This is a genomic window from Capnocytophaga sp. oral taxon 902 (assembly GCF_013394735.1).
Taxonomy (GTDB): domain Bacteria; phylum Bacteroidota; class Bacteroidia; order Flavobacteriales; family Flavobacteriaceae; genus Capnocytophaga; species Capnocytophaga ochracea.
The window spans coordinates 442,580-461,401 of sequence record NZ_CP058261.1 but is presented as its reverse complement, the minus strand read 5'-3'; the positions used below and the strand labels follow the sequence as shown (position 1 = coordinate 461,401).

The window sequence follows — 18,822 nt, the reverse complement described above, 5'->3', positions numbered from 1 at the left end:
TATTTATTTTACTTTTAAGACAGGGGTTATATTTTTAGCCTCAGGTAATATTTGCCCTCCTTGTTTTTCTAACAAAAACCTCTGACTTTTACTTGCATTGGGGCCAATCAGTTTAAACCAATTTGATTTTCCTCCTTGTAAAAGACTATTAGTAGGAACTTGAAATTCTACATAAACAGACCCTTTCGGTGCGGCATTAAAAGCTCCTGAACCACCCGTAGCTACAAAAGTTTGCCCACCTGCTCCTTCAACAACACGTCCTGTTTTGAGCATTATATCATATTCTGCTCTTGACATCCAGCGCCCAACGGTTGTCATTTCTGTAGCCATAGGAATAGCTGCTCTTGTCATCTCCAACCCTGTCACAATTCCTCTATACGCTATATCAAAAACTAAAAAGGCACTACTTGCAAAACCTATAGCTGCTTCTTGGGTTGTCTTAGAAGTCCCGTTAAGGTTCCTCATATTGGCAAATTCACAATTTACACTGCGCCCCATAAGAAATTGTACCGGTGTATAAAGATCATTAATCACTCCATAAATCACCTTCTCAAGATAATTCCCCTCTGACATTGCTGTCATATTCATCCCTAAGAAATAATGTTGGGTAGGTGGACGTATCTGCCATACTTGATTTTTGTAAGCTTCTTCTGTTGTTAGATATTCCGTTTTTCCCTCTCTCGGTGAGCCATCTCCTTCAAACCAGCCTTTTACAGAATTATATTGCTTTGAGAACCATTCCCCTACACTTCTTCCTTGTTTTTCAAACCATTTGTAGGTAAAACTATTTTTGAGAACTCAACATCTCTTGTATTATTCTATCAAGTTCCTGTTTATGTTTATCATTATTTTTATCATATCCTGTATCCAATTCATCTGTTAAAATATGCTCTAAGTAAGATATCAAATCATTCTTGTTTTTCAGTCTTTTTACTATAGTAGGAATATATTTTTGATATTTATCTTTTGCTAAATTTCCTCCTACATTAATAGGAACCCAGTCAGATAAAATATCATTTATGTGTTCAAAAATATTTTCCATAAATATTTTAATTTGAATTATGAAAGCCTTCTAATATTCTCTCTACATTGCCATTATCAGACAAATCCCAATACCACCATTTATTTATGTTATTCATCTCTTCTTTAAACCTTCTACTATAAGCTATTTTGAATATACTCATAAATAGAATAAAAGTCTTTATCATTTCATTTTCGGGAAGGTTAATCACTCTTTCTAAATTATAAGAACTTATTCCTTTTTTTAATAATACACAGGGCGTATAACCACTTTTTAGCTTTTCTTTCTTAATAGCTAAGTCTACATCTTCTTCTTTAGGTTTTGATTGAATAATTAAAAAACTCATTTCTTGTAAAAAACTTCTTTTTTGATACAATGAATAAGCATCAAATTCTTCTTGCAAAACACTCAAAGGTATTAATCCTTGTCCGTATTTATTAATTAATATTTCTATTTCAATTTTCATCGTGGATATATTGTTATATAAGGTTTACTAGTATCAACAGACCCTTTGAAGATATCTATATTTCTTGGAGTATTATCTAATAAGGAACGAGAGCCTGGTAGAGAGTTTTTTATTTTACTCCAACTCTTTCTGTTGAGACCTTCTATAACATAATCCCAATCCGAATAAGCTCCTGCTTTGCCACTCGCTCTGCTCCCTACAACTGTTATAGGTTTTCTAATCCTCGTTGCTGCATTTTGAATGCGCAAATAATCTCCGTGTGACAATAAATTACCCGTAGTTTCTGCAGAAACTGAACTTGCTCTAACTGCATTACTCGTCATCTCCAACCCCGTTATAACACTTCTTAAAGCTATATCATAAACTAAAAAGGCACTACTTACCAAACCTATTGTTGCTTCTTCGGTTGTTTTAGAAGTTCCGTTAAGGTTCCTCATATTAGCAAATTCACAATTTACACTGCGCCCCATAAGCATTTGCACAGGGGTATAAAGGTCATTAATCACTCCATAAATCACCTTCTCAAGAAAATTCCCCTCTGACATTGCTGTCATATTCATCCCTAAGAAATAATGTTGAGTAGGTGGACGTATCTGCCATACTTGATTTTTGTAAGCTTCTTCTGCTGTTAGATATTCCGTTTTTCCCTCTCTCGGTGAGCCATCTCCTTCAAACCAGCCTTTTACAGAATTATATTGCTTTGAAAACCATTCTCCTACACTTCTTCCTTGTTTTTCAAACCATTTGCCTGTACTTCTTGCATTACGCCCTACCCAATCTTTTATATCTCCCCAATTTTCTTTTACTGTATAACCAATACTTGCTATAAGTCCTGCTAAACCTCTTTGTTGATTAGGTGTTAGCCCTTCTTCTCCATACTCTCCCGTAGGGTCTGTGTATAACAATGGATTGTTAAGCACATAACCGTATCTATTAAAATTCTGCGTATCAAACGGGTCTTGTACGTAGTTATCGGGCTGTAAGAAGCGGTGTAGTACAGGGTCGTACAAACGAGCATTCATATGGATAAGTCCTACACTCAATAAATGTTCGTGCCCTGTATAGCCTCTGTCTAACAATATGCCCTCCGCTGGTATAGTAGTCTTCCCTTCGGCATTCCAATAGTTCGTGATATTGCCCCAAGCATCAAAGTGTCGTCTCTCTATGGCATTACCTGTGTTATCGGTGATAAGGGTGATACTACCCAAATAATCGCGGTGTAAATATAGGTATTTTTCACTGTCATCAGTAACTGAGAGCACTGCTGGAGCGCTATAGGCATCTCCGCCTAAGTAAATATAAAATTGTGTTTGCCCCGTAGTGCGGTCGTGTTTTATCTCAAAAGTGCCGTCGTGGCTGTAGTGTTTAACATAACGGCGTTTTTGCTTTTCAGGGGCTGTACCTCCGTAGTACATCGTCGCTCTACTTTCAAAAGCATCGTATTCATAGCTTATTCGCTCTTTGTCCTTTACGTATATCTGCTCCGGAGCTTTAAAAGCGTTATACCTTACAATAGGCAAAGAGTGTTTTTCTAAATATATCTCGCCCGCTTAGTTAGTGGTAGGTTACAAAATCATCTCATTAAAAAAAAGATGTTGTTTAATATTTTCATCTCTTACATTAAGTACAAGAATAAAATAAGCATTATCCTTTTTGTACTCTAAAATGTATTTAATAGCTCTTTTAGCACTTCTCAAAGCATAATCAGCATCAGACTCATTTTTTTTTCTTTCGCAGCTCCAATTGTCATAATTATGTTCAAAATAATTATTTTTATACTCTACTACATCTCCTCCAAAAACTGTAATTTTTAGTTTTAGGCATTCTTCTAAAATCTCTAAGGCGTCTTTTTTCGAAAAAGATTTTTGTATTGTTCCGTATACAGGAGTTCCTCTTTTTAGTACTGTGATTAATTTATCAGTTAAATTCATTTGTTTATTAATTCTTAATTTGGCGGAATAATCTATGATTAATCATTCCATCACGTTCTCTTATAAATTCAAAATATCCTTCTCTTCCTCTATAGCTTCCTGGAATTTTTAGTATTGGTCTTATAATTCCATCATTCCCTTTTAGAGGAGTTACAACCCCGTCCATTTGAAAGGCTTTTATATTCTCAGGAAAACTATGAAAAGCATCAGAAGTATTAGACATCTGTCCTAATACTTTATTAGAGTACCAAGTCCCCTCAAAAAAGTCATTTCTCTTCCCTGTCCAGGGATTTACATCATATCCTCTTGCATATTGAAATCCTTGCACAAATCCAGAAATAGTTCCTAAAGTTAAACCATATCCACTCCCTCTTAAGCCATCTTTAAAAGCTTGATCTACATCTCCATTCATTATATAAGAAGCTCCTCCTGAGACAACAAAACCAGAAGCTGCATTACTAGTGCCACTTATCAATACATTCCTAAGAATATGTCTCGACTGCTTAGTTAGCGGTAGGTTACAAAGTTAATCATCGAAAAAAAGATATTTATTGATGAAATTATCATCTTTTACATTAAGAACAAAATAAGCATCATTTTTTTTGTACTCGGAGACGTACTTAAAAGCTGTCTGTATGCTTCTTAAAGTATAATCAATAATAGCTTCTCTCTTTTTCTTTTTACAGTTCCAACTATCATAATTATGCTCAAAATACCCGTCTTTGTATTCAACTACTGCACCTCCAAGAACTGTAATCTTCAATCTTAAACATCTATTTAAAATGTCTAAAGTTTCTTCTTTTGAAAAAGCTTTTTCTGTTGTGCCATACACAAGAGTTCCTTTGCTCAATATATCATTTAATTCATTTGTTAGTTCAACAATTCTTTTTTTTTGTCTTTGTATTTCTTTTCCTCTTGTGATAAGATTATTTTTGGAAATAGACAGTGCTTGTTCAACAGTTACATTAGGATAATAAACGGTTTCTTTTAAAGAATACTCTATATTGATTAATAGCACTTTATACTCTGCTTTGTTTTTTATAAGATAGCTCACTATTTCATCTATTGTACCATAACTAAGAGCCGTTAATCCTAAAACATACTTTTTATTTTTATTACTTATCAAATCTTTTACAACCATAAAATATCGGTTAGGACCATCAGAATAATTATCAAGTTCCTTTACCGTTTTAACATCAGGAATAAATCTATAAAAAATCTTATAGATAAAAGCTAAAAAACAATTGTTAGTCTTTAATTTTTTCTTCTTAAAATAATCATATGTCCTTATGGAAAAGGGCGTGCCTACATTGAAAAAAATTATATTCTTATCCTCTTCTCTTAACTGATAGACTATCCTATCGTGCTCTTCATTACTATTGCAGTTAAATATACTGATACCTCTTGTTATCTCCATAATGTTATCTTAGAAAAACAGTGTATGCTATCCTTTTTGATATCTATACCATATAGGCATAAAACTATATTTTTCACATATTTCTTTCAAATATTCTTCAAACTCTTGAGTTCTGTCTTTTTCATCTAACATCAAGACAGGAAGGTATTCAATCTCATCTAAAAGGTTAAAAGTTTCTTCATAAGGTTCTTTATACCCTGTTCTAATTTTTACACGTATTATAAGTTGGTGTAATGCCTCTAAGGCTATTCTATTTTTTCCTGATGTTATCATATTGGGTTATATTTTTTCTAATTATAAAGTTATATCCTTAAAAAAGAAATATTTATTTGTATTACTGTCTTTTATATCAAATGAGATACAAAAATAAACATTATTTAGTTTATAATTAGATATATATTTAATGGCTTTTTCTATACTTCTTAATACATAATCTACCTCGCTTTCTCCTTTCTTTCTATTATAACTCCAATTATCATAATTATATTCAAAATAGCCATTATTATTAATATTGACTACATCTCCTCCCAAAACAGCAATTCTACTCTTTAGACACTCTTCTAAAATCTCTAAGGCATCATTCTTTGAAAAAGATTTTTGTATTGTTCCATATACAGGAGCTCCTTTTTTTAGTAGTGCTATTAATTTATCTGTTAATTTCATAACAAAACTATTATTATCACATTATCTAACGGTAATTTAAAGTCTTCACAAATATTTTCCAAATTCTTTTTATAGCTATAAAACAATCTCTGAATAAGGTAATTTTAAAATCTTTTTACTTTGTTTGTTGATTTCAATTTGTCTTAGAAAAGTATCTCTACTATCTATCACTTCTTGCAAAGAGACTAACCAACTATTTATAAAACAATTAGATTCTTCAAAAGATTTATTATCCCATTTTACATTATAAATATCTCTAAATACTTGTTGAGCTCTTTCTTTATTCACATATAAGGCTATTTTCATTTTAATTTCTTGATATTTTGCATAACTGAAAGAGTTAGTAGCTCCTCCATTAAAAGGGGCTTTTCTAATATAACTTTCTAAAAGAACATTTATTTTATCAATTTGTATGTCTACTTCTAAAGAAATTGGAAGTTGTTTATCAATACAACTTACTGCTTCTTTAAAATACTCATTGTGTTTTAGATAAGGTATATCACACTGAAGTCCTTTCTTATTATGAAACTCTTGTAATAATATTTCTTCAGAGAGGTTTGTGTTTAAATCTTTATCAAACAGAGTATAGATAACAAAAAGAGGTCTATATTGTTCCATAAAAGGAACTTTTATCAATTCTATACCAATAACAAGAGTCCCTAAAACTTTATAAAGTTTATTTTGGGCATATCTTCCTAGCTGGGGGAAAGCACTTTGCCATTCTTTGTTAATTTCTTGCTTGAGTTCTTTGTTTATTTTCATATTACTATGGTTTGATCTTAAAAATTTTATAACCTTTATAATTCCTTTGATATTTTTCAAATTGTCCTTTTCTCCAGTCAGCACCTCCAAATTTAAAATCATATATATTCATAGTTTTATGATTTACTACATCTAAAAAACCTCTATTGCCAAGTCCTAGAATCTTATTATTATTAAAATATTCTCCAAATCTTAGTCCTCTATCTCCATAAATATTTTGATATCTTTTTAAAAGAGTACTAGCTGCTTGATGTTTTAGAGTTCCTGTTACCCCATCATTTTTTGTAAAGGGGACAAAATCATCCGCAAAAATAGCTGATCTTTGCATCAATTTTTCTTCATAGATTATCCCATTCCAAGGATTAACACCTTTTTCTCTTGCATATTGAAATCCTTGCACAAATCCAGAAATAGTTCCTAAAGTTAAACCATATCCACTCCCTCTTAAGCCATCTTTAAAAGCTTGATCTACATCTCCATTCATTATATAAGAAGCTCCCCCTGAGACAACAAAACCAGAAGCTGCATTACTAGTACCACTTATCAATACATTTCTAAGGACAGGACTTGAAACATCTTTAAATATCTTTGAAGATATTCCCGAAAATTGACCTCCTATATAAGCAGTTCCAATTCCTATTCCTGTATCTATTATAGCACTTGTCCAATCAATATTACTCCACCCATTCTGCGAAACTTGTGTGGTGATATTATTTCCAAATCCTAATACAGCGCCACCCGCTAAAGGACCTCCATATAAACTAGCAGCTCCAGCTCCTACTCCTACCACAAAGTAACCAAGACCATTCCAAAAAGAAGTTACATTTCCTTGTATAGCATTTATGGTTAGATTTACAGCCCCTCCTACTAACATCACAATAACATCATCTATTACAAACCATTCTCCCGTAGGGTCAGTATAGAGTAGCGGGTTATTCAAGCAGTACCCATACCTATTAAAGTTCTGCGTGTTAAAAAGGTCTTGTACGTAGTTATCGGGTTGTAAGAAACGGTGTAGCGCTGGGTCGTACAACCGTCCGTTCATATGTATAAAGCCTACCGTTTTCAGGTGTTCGTGTCCCGTAAAGCCTCTATCTAATAAAGTTAAACCTTGTAACACTTTTCCTGCGCCGTCTTCTACTTTTATGGGTTGTCCCCAAGGGTCAAAATGTCGTCTTTCTGCGATGTTGCCGTCTTCATCGGTGAGCATTACAATGCTTCCGAGATAGTCGCGGTGTAGGTAATAGAGCTTTTGCGCTTCACCGTCTGAAATGAGTATCGCAGGAGCACTATAGGCATCACCTCCTAAGTAAAACACAAACTTGGTGCTGTTATCGGTTTTATTACATACTATCTCTACACTACTGTCGTGGCTGTAGTGTTTAAGCATTGGGCGTTTGGCTTTTTCTACTTCGGCATTGCCGTAATAGCAATGTGAACGTTCGCCAAAGGCGTTGTATTCATAGCTTATTCGCTCTTTGTCCTTTACGTATATCTGCTCCGGAGCTTTAAAGACGTTATACCTTACAGTAGGTAGTGGGTATTTTTCTAAATACGTCTCGCCTGCTTCGTTGGTAGTGAGCTTTTGTTGTTGGTAGCTGTGTTAGAGATGTATCTACACCCCCATTGCACTGTGTTTTAGGTAAAATTCATGAAACTTAAAAACACTCTTTTCTTTCACTCTATCAAATATTTCTTCAATAGAAACGTCCTCTAATTCGTTTCTTTTACTTTTTAGCGATGAGAATTGACTTCTACAATAAAAAGGTAATTTTTTAACTAAAAGATTGTATACTTGCATAATTTCTACATTTAGTTCTCCTATTTCTTCTGGAGAAACTTTTTGTTCTTGGTTTGTAATCATTATATACTTGCTGAGAATTAAATAAATAGCTATACATTGTAATTTACTCAATTTTAAATGATACTTTTTAGCTTTTAAGTCTATTACCCACTGTTTTAAGGTACTTTCAGCAAAAGTACAATATTTTATAACTTCTCTACTCTTTACTCTTGAAAAATGTAGATATGCAAAAATAACTGTTAAGTATTTTAAAAAATCTTTTGTCATTTCAGTTTATTAGTTGAGTTGTATTGTGAATGTCTCTTATTATATGCTCACAACCTAATTTATCGAGTACTTCATCAATAGTATCAAAAAGCTGTCCATTTAAATCATTTTGGTTGTAATGTTCTACATAAGCATATTTTTTTTGATCTCTAAAAGAAACTTTTGATTCTAAATAACTATATATATCAGCTGTAAACCTAAATATCTCATCTCTCAATTCAAAAGCGGGAAAAGATTTTTCTCTTACGAAAAGTATAAATTTACTAAGTATTTCATACATAGCAATATACTCCAAATGGACAGTTGTTGTTCCCCAAAGAGACACTCTCATCCCTTCTCTGTGCATTTTTCTATTCAACAAACGTTTGGTATATAAGTAGTATCTCATTCTTTTTTCAAAAAAAGCAAAGTATGCTTCTTTCTCAACTTCATTACATCTGAGTATAGAGAGGTATATTTGCCTAAATATTACCACTAAAAACTTTAGTTCTTCTTTTGTCATACCACGTATTAAAACTTTATATTATAATAGTATTGTGGTTTATAACTAGGCTTAATAATAAAATTATTATCAAATCCTGTATTTACTCTAAAATAATATGGTTGGGTTGGAGAAGGACTAGGTACTAGTATATTCTTAGGAAGTACTAACTCTATAAAAGCTCCTTTCCCTGCTTGTCCAAAGTTCTGAATCCCTTTAAAATTGGGAGTTGCCTCAAAATCTGTCCCTATAAAGTTATAATCCGAAACTCTTGAAGGAGTTATAAATTCATTCTTTTTTATAGAATAAAGTCCTTCTGAGCTTGTATGATGTCTCACAACTATCTCTCCTTCTGAAATAATTCTTTCTCCTGTCCAAGGATTTAAATTATTTCTTGATGAGTATCTAAGAGAAGATGAAACACCTGATATAATACCCAAAGGAGCTCCTATCTTAGCTCCAAACATACCAGAATGATGGGCATAATTTAGATTACCTGTTCCCATATAGCCTACAACAAATCCACTAGCATATCCTCCAGCAAATCCTCTTATTAATCCATTTACCACTCCTTTTACAATAGGACTTGTAACTTTTAGGCCATTAATCATAAGATTAACTCCTTTATTTGCTAAACTACTTGCACCTCCTCCCACAACACTTGACACAACACCAATTCCTGCTCCTAATGCTATATCTTCTGCCTTAGTAGCTCCAACTACACTTCCTCCCCAAAGCCATCCTCCAAACTCTGGGTATAAAGCACCCCAACCTGCTAGTGCTCCTGCTCCAAAAGCTGCAAATCCTCTGCCAACTCCTCCCCAAAAACCGTGTCCTCCTAAATTTCCTTGTATTGCATTTACAGTCAAATTAATTATACCTCCGAAAACCGCAGCTACTATATCATCTACAAGAATATACTCTCCCGTAGGGTCTGTGTATAACAATGGATTGTTAAGCACATATCCATACCTATTAAAGTTTTGGGTATTAAAAGGGTCTTGTACGTAGTTATCGGGTTGTAAGAAACGGTGTAGCGCAGGGTCGTACAACCGTCCGTTCATATGAATAAATCCTACCGTTTGCAGGTGTTCGTATCCTGTAAAGCCTCTATCTAATAGGGTGAGTTTATCTAAGGTATTGCCTGCGCCGTCTTCTACTTCTATGGGTTGTCCCCAAGGGTCAAAGTGTCTTTCAGCTATTATACCTTTTTCAGCTCTATAGTCTTACTCTCTATTAATTGCTTTGTAGAGTCATCTATATATTTCAATATATCTTCATATATAGGTTCTACCCCAATTTTTCTACTTTTTTTAGGAGGATTATAATATATAAGATAATACCAATCGTCAGGATAATTGAAATTTGCATATAAAAATCCTACTTCGTCTAACTTATATCTTTTATCTTTATCTAAAGCTACTACTTCAGATAATTTTTCCACTGCCCAAAAAAGATAGTAATTTTCACCTCCTATTTGACGTCTTTCATAAAGATTGTCATCAATTTTTTCCCAAATAGAGTTAGGGTATACCTTTCTTATTAAGTTTAAAAGATTTTCATCTGAGAGTTCAGATGACATATACATCTCAGTAAACATTTCCTCACTACATAGTATATACCCATATTCACAATAAGATAGTACTTCTTCAGGAGTAAACCAATGTTTTTTTAATCCTACATATACAGCTCTCCAGTCGTTTAGCATAAAACCTTCGTCAAATATTTTCATCTGATATATCAAAATTTTAATAAGGATTATAATTCTCGTAACAATACATCAAAGATTCTATCATATAACTCCCTGCAAATCCATATTGTTTCAGCCAATCTAAAATTTTCTTATTTTTAAATAATATTACTTTGGAAAGTATATAAACTCTCTCTTTTTCATTTTTTGCAAGAGCATATCCCCATTCATATAAGATATTTTTAGGTTCTATATCAAAAGCTCTTTCTTGAAATTCAAAAGCTAATGTATTATCTTTTAATCCGAAAAACCATTCTGAAATATATAATATTTTTCCTATAAAAAATAAATATACAGCATCATTCTGAAACCTATTATTGGTTTCTAAAAACCATTTTTGCAAAAAATAAGACATCTTATTTTGTTCTTCAAACGGATATTCTTCTTCTACCAAAATATTGTGCAATATATAAATGGCTCTAATATTTATCTTTACATTTTTCTTATATTGTTCTAGTTTTTTGTCTATATATACGATTTTAGATAGCCAATCAATCTCTTTATGAAATCCAAACTCTTTTTCTATTTTAGTAAATTCATTTTCTAAAAACATATTCATATCCTCAATTTAATTTAGTACTGTTTTTAATGATATTTAAGTTTTTCTTTCATTATTTGGTACCCGTACTTGATATGTATTATTTACGTAAAAGATATAATCGTACTTTTCGTGTCCTTCAAAAATAGTTGTTATGTTCATAATTTTTTAAATATTCTCACATTCTAAAACTTTTACATAATCATTTACTTTTTTCTTAGTTATATCTCCATTTATTTCAGGATTAGCTAACTCAAAAATAAATTCTTGTATCACCGAAGGAATTTCTATATCATCTCTACATTCTACCAGATTAGCCCACTCTTCTAATTCATCAGTTGATATATCCCCTTTGATGTATTTTGTTAAAACAAAAATCATAGATTGTGTATCTATTTTAACAATAGGAGACACACTATCCCAAGAATATTTAGAAAGTTCTTTTTTTATATCTTGAGTCTTGTCTTTTAAAAGAATTAAGTCTAAAAGTAACTGTTTCCTGTCTGTCATCATAATTTTGATTTTACGTGAATAATATCTCCTTGTGGTGAAAGCGTACATCTCTCAGCTACCACATTCTTTTCAGTTCAAATAAAACCATAGCAAATTCTCTTTAAATTAAATAAGAAGGAATCTCTTCCCTTTTGTAACCATAGATATCATTGGCTAAAATTTCATTTATTTTATCTAATGAATAGGCGCATTCATCACCTCTTCAAAACACTTGTTTATGATTTCAAAATCTAAAGATACTACTTTTAGCTCTTCATCAATAAGTAATAAATCTTTTTCGTTACAAAGTAGAGTAATCTGTTTTAGGATAAAACTATAATCTTTTCTATGAAGCATATTCAATAATACCATATATATATCTTCCTAGTAACCCTTTTGAATATAACTCCTTTTGTATTGTTTTTTTTCCTAAGAGATGTTTAGCATATTCCTTTTTCTTGTTTTTTTTATCAAGATAGAAAAAGTAAACCCATTGGTATAACTCATTTTTAGGTTCTATTTCTGATGCTTTTGTCATCATTTCTACGGACTGTTCAAAAGTCAAATTGAAATACCATTCTCCCATAGAGATAATGAACCCTGTATAAAATAAGAATTCTGCATTATCTGAATATTTTTTCGAAGATTCTAAAAATATCTTCTTTAAATAATCAGTATATAAAAGATATTCTTTTTCATTATAAGGTTCTTCTTTCAAAAAATAGGTAATAACAAATAGAACTCGTAAATAGTTAATAATATTTTTATTTTGATTATCAGCAATATATTCAATAGCCTTAGGTATATCTAAGGATTCTTCTATTTTGTTTAATTCAAGCATAATTATTTATTATTTAGGTATATACACTGTATTAATAATAGGAACTCCTTGATTAATGTATCCACGAACATAAATTTGAATTCCATCTATAGTTGTAGAAACTTGAAAAACTCCCGAAGTATTAGGTTGTATTTTTCCGCTAACATTCTTAAGGATAGATTCTATAACATTTTGATTACCTCCCATTTTAGTAGATAAATCATTTAACCAAGGTTTGGGGTGAAGTTTATTTGCAAAAATATGAAGCTCTTTTTGTGACATTGTCAGTCTCACCCCTTTATCTATAGAACTCTCTGAAAATTGTGAAATTAATTTTATTCCTCCATCAGGTGTTTCAATAGGAATTAGTTTAGGCTGTTGAAGATCTAAAACCGAATTCGTTGTTGGAGCATTTAATTCTAAATTTCCTGTTATATTATTCTCAGCATCTAAATGAATATTTATAGGAGCTCCTTCTAAGGTTTGAACAGGTTGTTGTATTTCTCTTCCTGTCCAAATATTATGTCCTTTAGGGGTGGTAAGAGCTCCTGTAGCTCCTCCTATTACAGCTCCTCCTACAAAACCAGACAAAGCTCCCCATCCTGCACTACTCCAAAACTTCCCATTCCCTCCGGGTAGTTGAGACATAAAGCCTCCGCTTATAAAACCTCCCACAAGTCCACTTGTGGCTCCTACTACAGCACCTCCTATAACTCCTCCCGTAATTCCATAGGTGGCTAATCCTGCCGCAACTAACCCTCCTGCATAAGCCGCTACGCCCCCCGAGACGCCTCCTACTACAGCTCCTCCTACCATTCCTATCCAAGTATCAACATTGTTAAAGTCCCATTTCAAAGGATTATAGGTACCATTGGCTTGAGAACCTCCTATATAAGCACCTATTATAGCCCCTACTATGAGAGCTGTTATAATAAACTCCCCATTCTCATCCACATACACCAGTGGGTTGTTCAAACAGTACCCATATCTATTAAAATTTTGAGTATTAAAAGGGTCTTGTACATAGTTATCGGGTTGTAAGAAACGGTGTAACGCAGGGTCGTACAACCGTCCATTCATATGGATAAGTCCTACCGTTTGCAGGTGCTCGTGTCCCGTAAAGCCTCTATCTAATAAAGTTAAACCTTGTAACACTTTTCCCGCTCCATCTTCTACTTTTATGGGTTGTCCCCAAGGGTCAAAATGGCGTCTTTCAGCGATGTTGCCGTTCTCATCAGTGAGCATTACAATACTTCCCAGATAGTCGCGGTGTAGGTAATAGAGTTTTGAGGTTTCTCCGTCCGAAATGAGTATAGCAGGAGCACTATAGGCATCACCGCCTAAGTAAAGTATAAACTTGTTGCTGTTATCGGTTTTGTTACATACTATCTCTACACTACCGTCGTGGCTGTAGTGTTTAAGCAGTGGGCGTTTGGCTTTTTCTACTTCGGCATTGCCGTAATAGCAATGCGAACGCTCGCCAAAGGCGTTGTATTCATAGCTTATCCGTTCTTTATCCTTTACATATATCTGCTCTGGGGCTTTAAAAGCGTTATACCTTACAATAGGCAAAGGGTGTTTTTCTAAATACGTCTCACCTGCTTCGTTGGTGGTAAGCTTTTGTTGTTGGTAGCTGTGTTGGGTGTATTCGTAGGTACCCATCGCGCTATTCTCCGTGATCCTTCCGCGTTCGTCGTATTGGTGGGTGGCATTGTTCCAACGGGTGAGGCGGTCGGTGGTATCATACGCAAATTCTTCTTTTTGGTTATAAAAACTATAAGTACGATGATTCAGCAGTCCTCTTTGCGTATTAAAATCGTATTGCAATACGTTCAGCGGAGTATCTTCCCGTTGTACAGTTTGTGTTTTAGGAAAATGACTGTTGTACTGCAAATTCTCTTGGGTCTTTCCTTTGTAAAGGCTCAGCGGTTGTCCGTATTCGTTACTTCCGCTCAGTTTCCAAAGGGTCGCTCCGCTCGGTGTTTTCATTTCTATGAGTTCCCCATTCTCGTAGCGGTATTGCACGGCACTGCTCACACGCTTGCCTGCCGTTTGGGCGGTAGTGGTTTCTTGTTGTACACGTCCAAAGCTGTCGTAGGTATAGTTTTTAGTAAATACCGCTTGCGGGTTGGTCTCGGTAGTTTGAACCAATTGTTTGAGTCCGTTATACTCATAGCGGTAACTATCGTTATTGCCGTCTTTGTTTTGGTTGTCTATTTGGGTGAGCAGTTTGTCGGCGTTATAGGTGTAGCGTATGCGCATATCAGTATAATCGCCCGTAATATGTTTTTCACTCAGGCGGTCGGTACCTTGTTCATAGCTAAAGGTGGTCTTACCCTTAGGGGTCGTTTCTTCGGTGAGGTTACCCCACGTGTCGTATTGATAGGTATATCGCCCTGCCGAAGGGTCGGTAAGGCTTGTTTTGCGTCCCCATCCGTCTTGGGTTATCTTTTGTATGGCACCTCCATAGTCGGCTGTTTTTAAGCTACCATTGGCAAAGTAGGTATAGCGCACAGTACCGCCCGTATCTTGGTGTTCTACAATGTTACCTTGGGCATCGCGGGTGCTTATCACTTGTTGCTGTCCGTCATCAGCGGTAGTTTTGAGTTTGTCGTAGGTAAAACGGGTTATTTTACCTTCGGGACTGGTGATAGTGGTAGGTCGTCCATATACATCGTATTCTGTCCTCTTCGCCTTTTGAGAAGCACCTCCTGGGTGAGGGGCACTCACGCTCATTAGTTGCCCTATACCGTCGTACTCGTAGCTAACCGCATAGTGGTTGTTAAAAGCATCGTTACTCTCTTTTTCTAACAACCAGCCTAAAGTGTTATAGCTCTCTGCACTGTAAGCACCTTCTTCGTTCTCGGTAATGCTCTTAAAAATACTTCCGTCAAAGCTATAACGCATCGTGGTTTTCTTGCCTAAGAAATTCGTAGTTTGGGTAGGTCTACCCCAAAGGTCATAGGCATAAAGAGTACTTTGTCCTAATGGAGTCGTTTCGCTTTCCAGCAGACCTCTATTGTTATAGCTAAACTTGGTTACCTGTCCTTCGTGGTCGGTATGAGCTGTTACAAAACGGTGGCTTGGGTCATAGGTATAGCGTTCGGTACGTTGTTGTCCGTCTTCAGCAGTGGCGGTTTGTTCTATTACGTTGCCGTACTCATCATAACCATAAGAAGTAGTACGCCAACCCGTACCATTGCCTTGGGTTTTATGGGTAGTGAGCAAACCTTTCTCATAAGCAAAAGTTTCAGCGGTGCTAAAACTATCGCCTGACAAGGTGGTGGTCGTCTCTTTCTGTTGAGGTAAGCCTGAAAAATACGGACTCTCACTCTTTGGCAAATAGCTCACGCGCGTACTTTGGCTATAGCCGTCCGTTTGGGTGCGTTGTTCCGTGAGGTTACCGTCCACATCATAACTAAAATTATTGGTAGTCGTCAGTCCCGAAAGTTTATCTTCGGTAGTCTGCTGGGTAAGTTGTAGCTTGAAGACCTTGTTAGGACTGAGGGCATCAGTATATTGGTAGGTAGTTGTTTGAAAAGGTATTTTATTAACAATATAGGTGGGGAGAAACCATTGTTTTTCTATAATATATTCATTGGTTAAAGCACCTCTAAGCAGAGGGTTCATTTCCTTAAAAGTAAATAGTACTTGTTCTTTTTCCTTGCTGGGCTCAAACCAATTAGTTTGCCCCATAGCTTTAAAGCCAAGAAAACCCAACCCTTGTGTATGAGTAATTGCATTGTAATATACATAACGCCGAATAGCTTTTGGTACCCTTATACCTTCACGTTCTAATTGAGAGACCAAGCGTACCGTTTGCATATTAGGAAGTGTAGTGTATGGGTATAACTCATCAAAGTAATTAGAAACCCAATAATAAGTTCCTTTTTCTTTATCCAAATCAGGTAAGGTAGCCATATTTTTGTAATTAATGTTTTGCTTAACGTCTCCATTAATCACATTTCTAACTAATACATCTTCTCTATTGTTCTCTCGCAAAGAAAGGGTGTGTATCTTATCACCTGAAAATAAGGAAATGTCAGTTACTCTATCGCGTTCATCAGGAGATGAAAATATAATATGAGGAGTATATCCCTTTTCTAAAGACTTTGACTCACCTGCACTAAAAGTTATCTCGCTTCCTTTTTGTGTATTAGTAAAAACTTCTATTTCACGATGGCTCTCTACCCCATTAATAACATCATAGTTATTTTTTGCTATTACTGAGTGATATTGTACAATATCTGTTTTTCCATCATTGTTGAAATCTATGGGAATAAGAGTATTATTATGAATAAAAGTTTGATATATAATAAATTGGCTTTTTATAGGAACTCTTTCCTCATATGATTTTTTAAAACTAAATGAAAAATATCGGTCAGTAGAAAAAAAACGAATACCAGCATTAAGCAATACCTCAAACTTATTGCTTTTATCTTCAGTAGGAAGCAGAAAATCTATTTTACCATCTCCATTAAAATCGCCTGTTATAGGATGCTTCTCATCTATATGAATATTAGGACTATGATGTTCATTGATAAGTTTTAATTCCTTATTTTCATTCATTTCATATATGTAAATACCTCCTTTTGCAATGCGTACAAGGTCTGTTTTCCCATTGCCATTCATATCCATTGCCCACAGTAAATCAGTTCTCGAAAGGTCTCCTATGTAGCCAATACCATAAGTATAGTCTTTATTTTTCCGTCTGTCTAAATCTATCAAATAGATACCTCTTCCTTTTTCTACTACATCACAGAAACATTCTCGTTTCATTATATGGCATCTTTCATAAGGAAAAGCGTACTCAATCCCTAATAATTCTGTAAGACCATCACCATTAAAGTCTCCTGATAATAGTTTGTAATTTGGATTTTCTATGTATTTCTCTTTTGGAGGATTAGGTAGAGAAGCTGCCCTATTGTCTAATATTCCTTGGTAATAAGCTCTTTCATCCCAGTAAGTAGGTAAGTTCCATTCTTTAGTATCTTCAACAATTATAGAATTTGTTCCTTGCTTACAAACCTTTAGAATAACTTTTTTAAATTCTTGTGTTGCCATTACAAAGCCTTGCGCTTTATATAGGTGACCACTATTAGTAAGCATTTTTACCGCAAAAATATTATCAAATTTAGGAACTGTAGCCTTATATGCTACAGTTCTAAGGTTTTCCTGTCTAAAATTATCAAAGAAAAAAAGTTCTTTTTTAGCTTGTTCCTTTATTGTAGGATATAGAATAAAATCAGTGAAGTTATCTGCATTGAGATCTATAGGGATAGTAGCTGTGTTTAGAGCATTTATTTTTCCCAAAGAAGTTTCTACAGTTGAAATTTTAGTTAAAAATCTTCTTTTACGTCTCAACCTATGATGACCGATTGTATCCCAATATTTAAACTCTATAGGGGAGCGTTCTTCTTCTCCTACATTTTCTTGTACTGAAGTTAATCGGTTATATTCCAAACTATTAGTATTGTAACTAAGTTTGTAGTTTCTATAAGAAGTGTTATTGTCTGTTATATTAATCTGTGATAGTATCTTTCCATTTATAAATTCCATACCTCCTACGTATGCTACTTCAGGACGTGTACGGTCGTCATAATTAAATTCAATCTTTGCATTATTACCGTATTCAATATGCTTAATACGAAGAGAATTATTTTCTATTGTATAAAAATATTCTATCCTTACTCCCTGTGCATTCTCCCAAGAACTTATCGCATATTCCATAGGCGATTGGCTATTGTTTTCCTTCCCATAATACGCCTTAGAGCCATCAGGGTAAAGTACCTCAAAGTAATCAGGACCAAAAGCCACGTTCTTGCTCTTGCCTACTGCCTTAATACGTACTTGCGAGAAAGTTTCAGTCTCGTACACCGCTCCACTCTCACCGTGTTTGCCTTCTTTCAGCATCAACCGCTGTCCGTCCAACGCAAACTGGTCTGTTTCCGTAAGGTTTACTTCTGTAATCTTACCATTGTGATACATCGTGCTCCCTACTCGGCTTATCACCGAAAGCCCCGCTAAGTGCCAACCGTAACCCGCAATGCCATTACCACTCTGGCTATTGTAGGTCAATGCCAACGTAGGTGCTACACCTCCTATGCCTTTAGGTACCGCAATAGGCACGGTATACACTGCAGCTCCTGTGCCTGATACACTCAGTTCACCCGTAGTCAAGCCCACAGTATTACCCCCGCCATCTCGTGCTGCTATGTTCCCCGAAGGAAGTGCCGTTTCAGTAGGAGGGTCAACAGGCTCTGCATAAAATGAAGTGCGTTCAATAGCCTGCAAAGGATAACTCTCTTGAGCTACACTGCCAAGAGTATAACAAACAGATAGTAATAATAACAACTTTTTCATATGCCTAATCGTTTATAACTTAATATTAACCATTAATCATTAACCAT

General features: G+C 34.6%; 19 protein-coding genes and 1 pseudogene. All 20 read right to left on the bottom strand.

Annotated elements, in window-relative coordinates:
* Positions 1–3: 3 nt before the first annotated feature.
* The 20 genes and pseudogenes from HW278_RS01995 to HW278_RS01900 all read right to left on the bottom strand — a co-directional run bounded on the left by HW278_RS01995 (position 4) and on the right by HW278_RS01900 (position 18,775).
* The gene (locus HW278_RS01995; RefSeq protein ID WP_178976777.1) at positions 4–588 is read right to left on the bottom strand and encodes a hypothetical protein; all 585 of its coding nucleotides are present in this window, start codon (positions 586–588) and stop codon (positions 4–6) included.
* A 196-nt stretch (positions 589–784) separates the two neighbouring features.
* Positions 785–1,042, bottom strand: a complete 258-nt coding sequence (locus HW278_RS01990; protein ID WP_178976776.1) for a hypothetical protein — start codon at positions 1,040–1,042, stop codon at positions 785–787.
* Between the two features lie 7 nt (positions 1,043–1,049).
* Entirely contained in the window at positions 1,050–1,487 is a 438-nt protein-coding gene (locus tag HW278_RS01985) for a DUF5958 family protein (protein ID WP_178976775.1), read from the bottom strand.
* A pseudogene (locus HW278_RS12335) lies at positions 1,484–3,037 on the bottom strand (RHS repeat domain-containing protein); the annotation flags it as partial. The pseudogene HW278_RS12335 and the gene HW278_RS01985, both read right to left, overlap by 4 nt.
* Positions 3,038–3,052: 15 nt before the next feature.
* On the bottom strand, positions 3,053–3,418 hold the full coding sequence (imm40, locus tag HW278_RS01975) for an Imm40 family immunity protein (protein ID WP_178976774.1): 366 nt from the start codon (positions 3,416–3,418) through the stop codon (positions 3,053–3,055).
* Positions 3,419–3,425: 7 nt separating this feature from the next.
* Positions 3,426–3,830: a hypothetical protein gene (locus HW278_RS01970; protein WP_255493690.1), complete on the bottom strand. Its 405-nt coding sequence runs from the start codon at positions 3,828–3,830 to the stop codon at positions 3,426–3,428.
* A 114-nt stretch (positions 3,831–3,944) separates the two neighbouring features.
* Entirely contained in the window at positions 3,945–4,835 is an 891-nt protein-coding gene (imm40, locus tag HW278_RS01965) for an Imm40 family immunity protein (RefSeq protein ID WP_255493689.1), read from the bottom strand.
* A gap of 27 nt (positions 4,836–4,862) precedes the next feature.
* Positions 4,863–5,108 carry a hypothetical protein gene (locus tag HW278_RS01960; protein ID WP_053580821.1) on the bottom strand — a complete coding sequence of 82 codons (246 nt, stop codon included), beginning with the start codon at positions 5,106–5,108 and terminating at the stop codon, positions 4,863–4,865.
* A 21-nt stretch (positions 5,109–5,129) separates the two neighbouring features.
* Positions 5,130–5,498, bottom strand: coding sequence for an Imm40 family immunity protein (gene imm40, locus HW278_RS01955; protein ID WP_053580822.1), 369 nt, complete (start codon positions 5,496–5,498; stop codon positions 5,130–5,132).
* A gap of 75 nt (positions 5,499–5,573) precedes the next feature.
* Entirely contained in the window at positions 5,574–6,260 is a 687-nt protein-coding gene (locus HW278_RS01950; RefSeq protein WP_157466243.1) for a hypothetical protein, read from the bottom strand.
* A 4-nt stretch (positions 6,261–6,264) separates the two neighbouring features.
* Positions 6,265–7,650, bottom strand: coding sequence for an RHS repeat domain-containing protein (locus HW278_RS01945; protein WP_255493687.1), 1,386 nt, complete (start codon positions 7,648–7,650; stop codon positions 6,265–6,267).
* A gap of 225 nt (positions 7,651–7,875) precedes the next feature.
* Positions 7,876–8,331, bottom strand: coding sequence for a hypothetical protein (locus tag HW278_RS01940; protein WP_178976773.1), 456 nt, complete (start codon positions 8,329–8,331; stop codon positions 7,876–7,878).
* Position 8,332: 1 nt separating this feature from the next.
* The gene (locus HW278_RS01935) at positions 8,333–8,833 is read right to left on the bottom strand and encodes a hypothetical protein (protein WP_178976772.1); all 501 of its coding nucleotides are present in this window, start codon (positions 8,831–8,833) and stop codon (positions 8,333–8,335) included.
* Between the two features lie 8 nt (positions 8,834–8,841).
* On the bottom strand, positions 8,842–9,978 hold the full coding sequence (locus HW278_RS12330; RefSeq protein WP_410493731.1) for an RHS repeat-associated core domain-containing protein: 1,137 nt from the start codon (positions 9,976–9,978) through the stop codon (positions 8,842–8,844).
* Positions 9,979–10,013: 35 nt separating this feature from the next.
* Entirely contained in the window at positions 10,014–10,544 is a 531-nt protein-coding gene (locus HW278_RS01925; RefSeq protein WP_178976771.1) for a DUF2247 family protein, read from the bottom strand.
* 16 nt (positions 10,545–10,560) lie between these two features.
* Positions 10,561–11,115 (bottom strand): hypothetical protein, encoded by a 555-nt coding sequence (locus HW278_RS01920; protein ID WP_255493685.1) that lies wholly within the window; start codon positions 11,113–11,115, stop codon positions 10,561–10,563.
* A gap of 153 nt (positions 11,116–11,268) precedes the next feature.
* Positions 11,269–11,613, bottom strand: coding sequence for a hypothetical protein (locus HW278_RS01915; RefSeq protein ID WP_178976769.1), 345 nt, complete (start codon positions 11,611–11,613; stop codon positions 11,269–11,271).
* Between the two features lie 174 nt (positions 11,614–11,787).
* Complete coding sequence (locus HW278_RS01910; protein WP_178976768.1) at positions 11,788–11,949, bottom strand: hypothetical protein; 162 nt, start codon at positions 11,947–11,949, stop codon at positions 11,788–11,790.
* Complete coding sequence (locus tag HW278_RS01905; RefSeq protein WP_002672771.1) at positions 11,939–12,433, bottom strand: hypothetical protein; 495 nt, start codon at positions 12,431–12,433, stop codon at positions 11,939–11,941. Before HW278_RS01905 ends, HW278_RS01910 begins: the two co-directional genes overlap by 11 nt.
* Before the next feature lie 9 nt (positions 12,434–12,442).
* Positions 12,443–18,775: an RHS repeat-associated core domain-containing protein gene (locus tag HW278_RS01900; RefSeq protein WP_178976767.1), complete on the bottom strand. Its 6,333-nt coding sequence runs from the start codon at positions 18,773–18,775 to the stop codon at positions 12,443–12,445.
* Positions 18,776–18,822 lie beyond the last annotated feature (47 nt).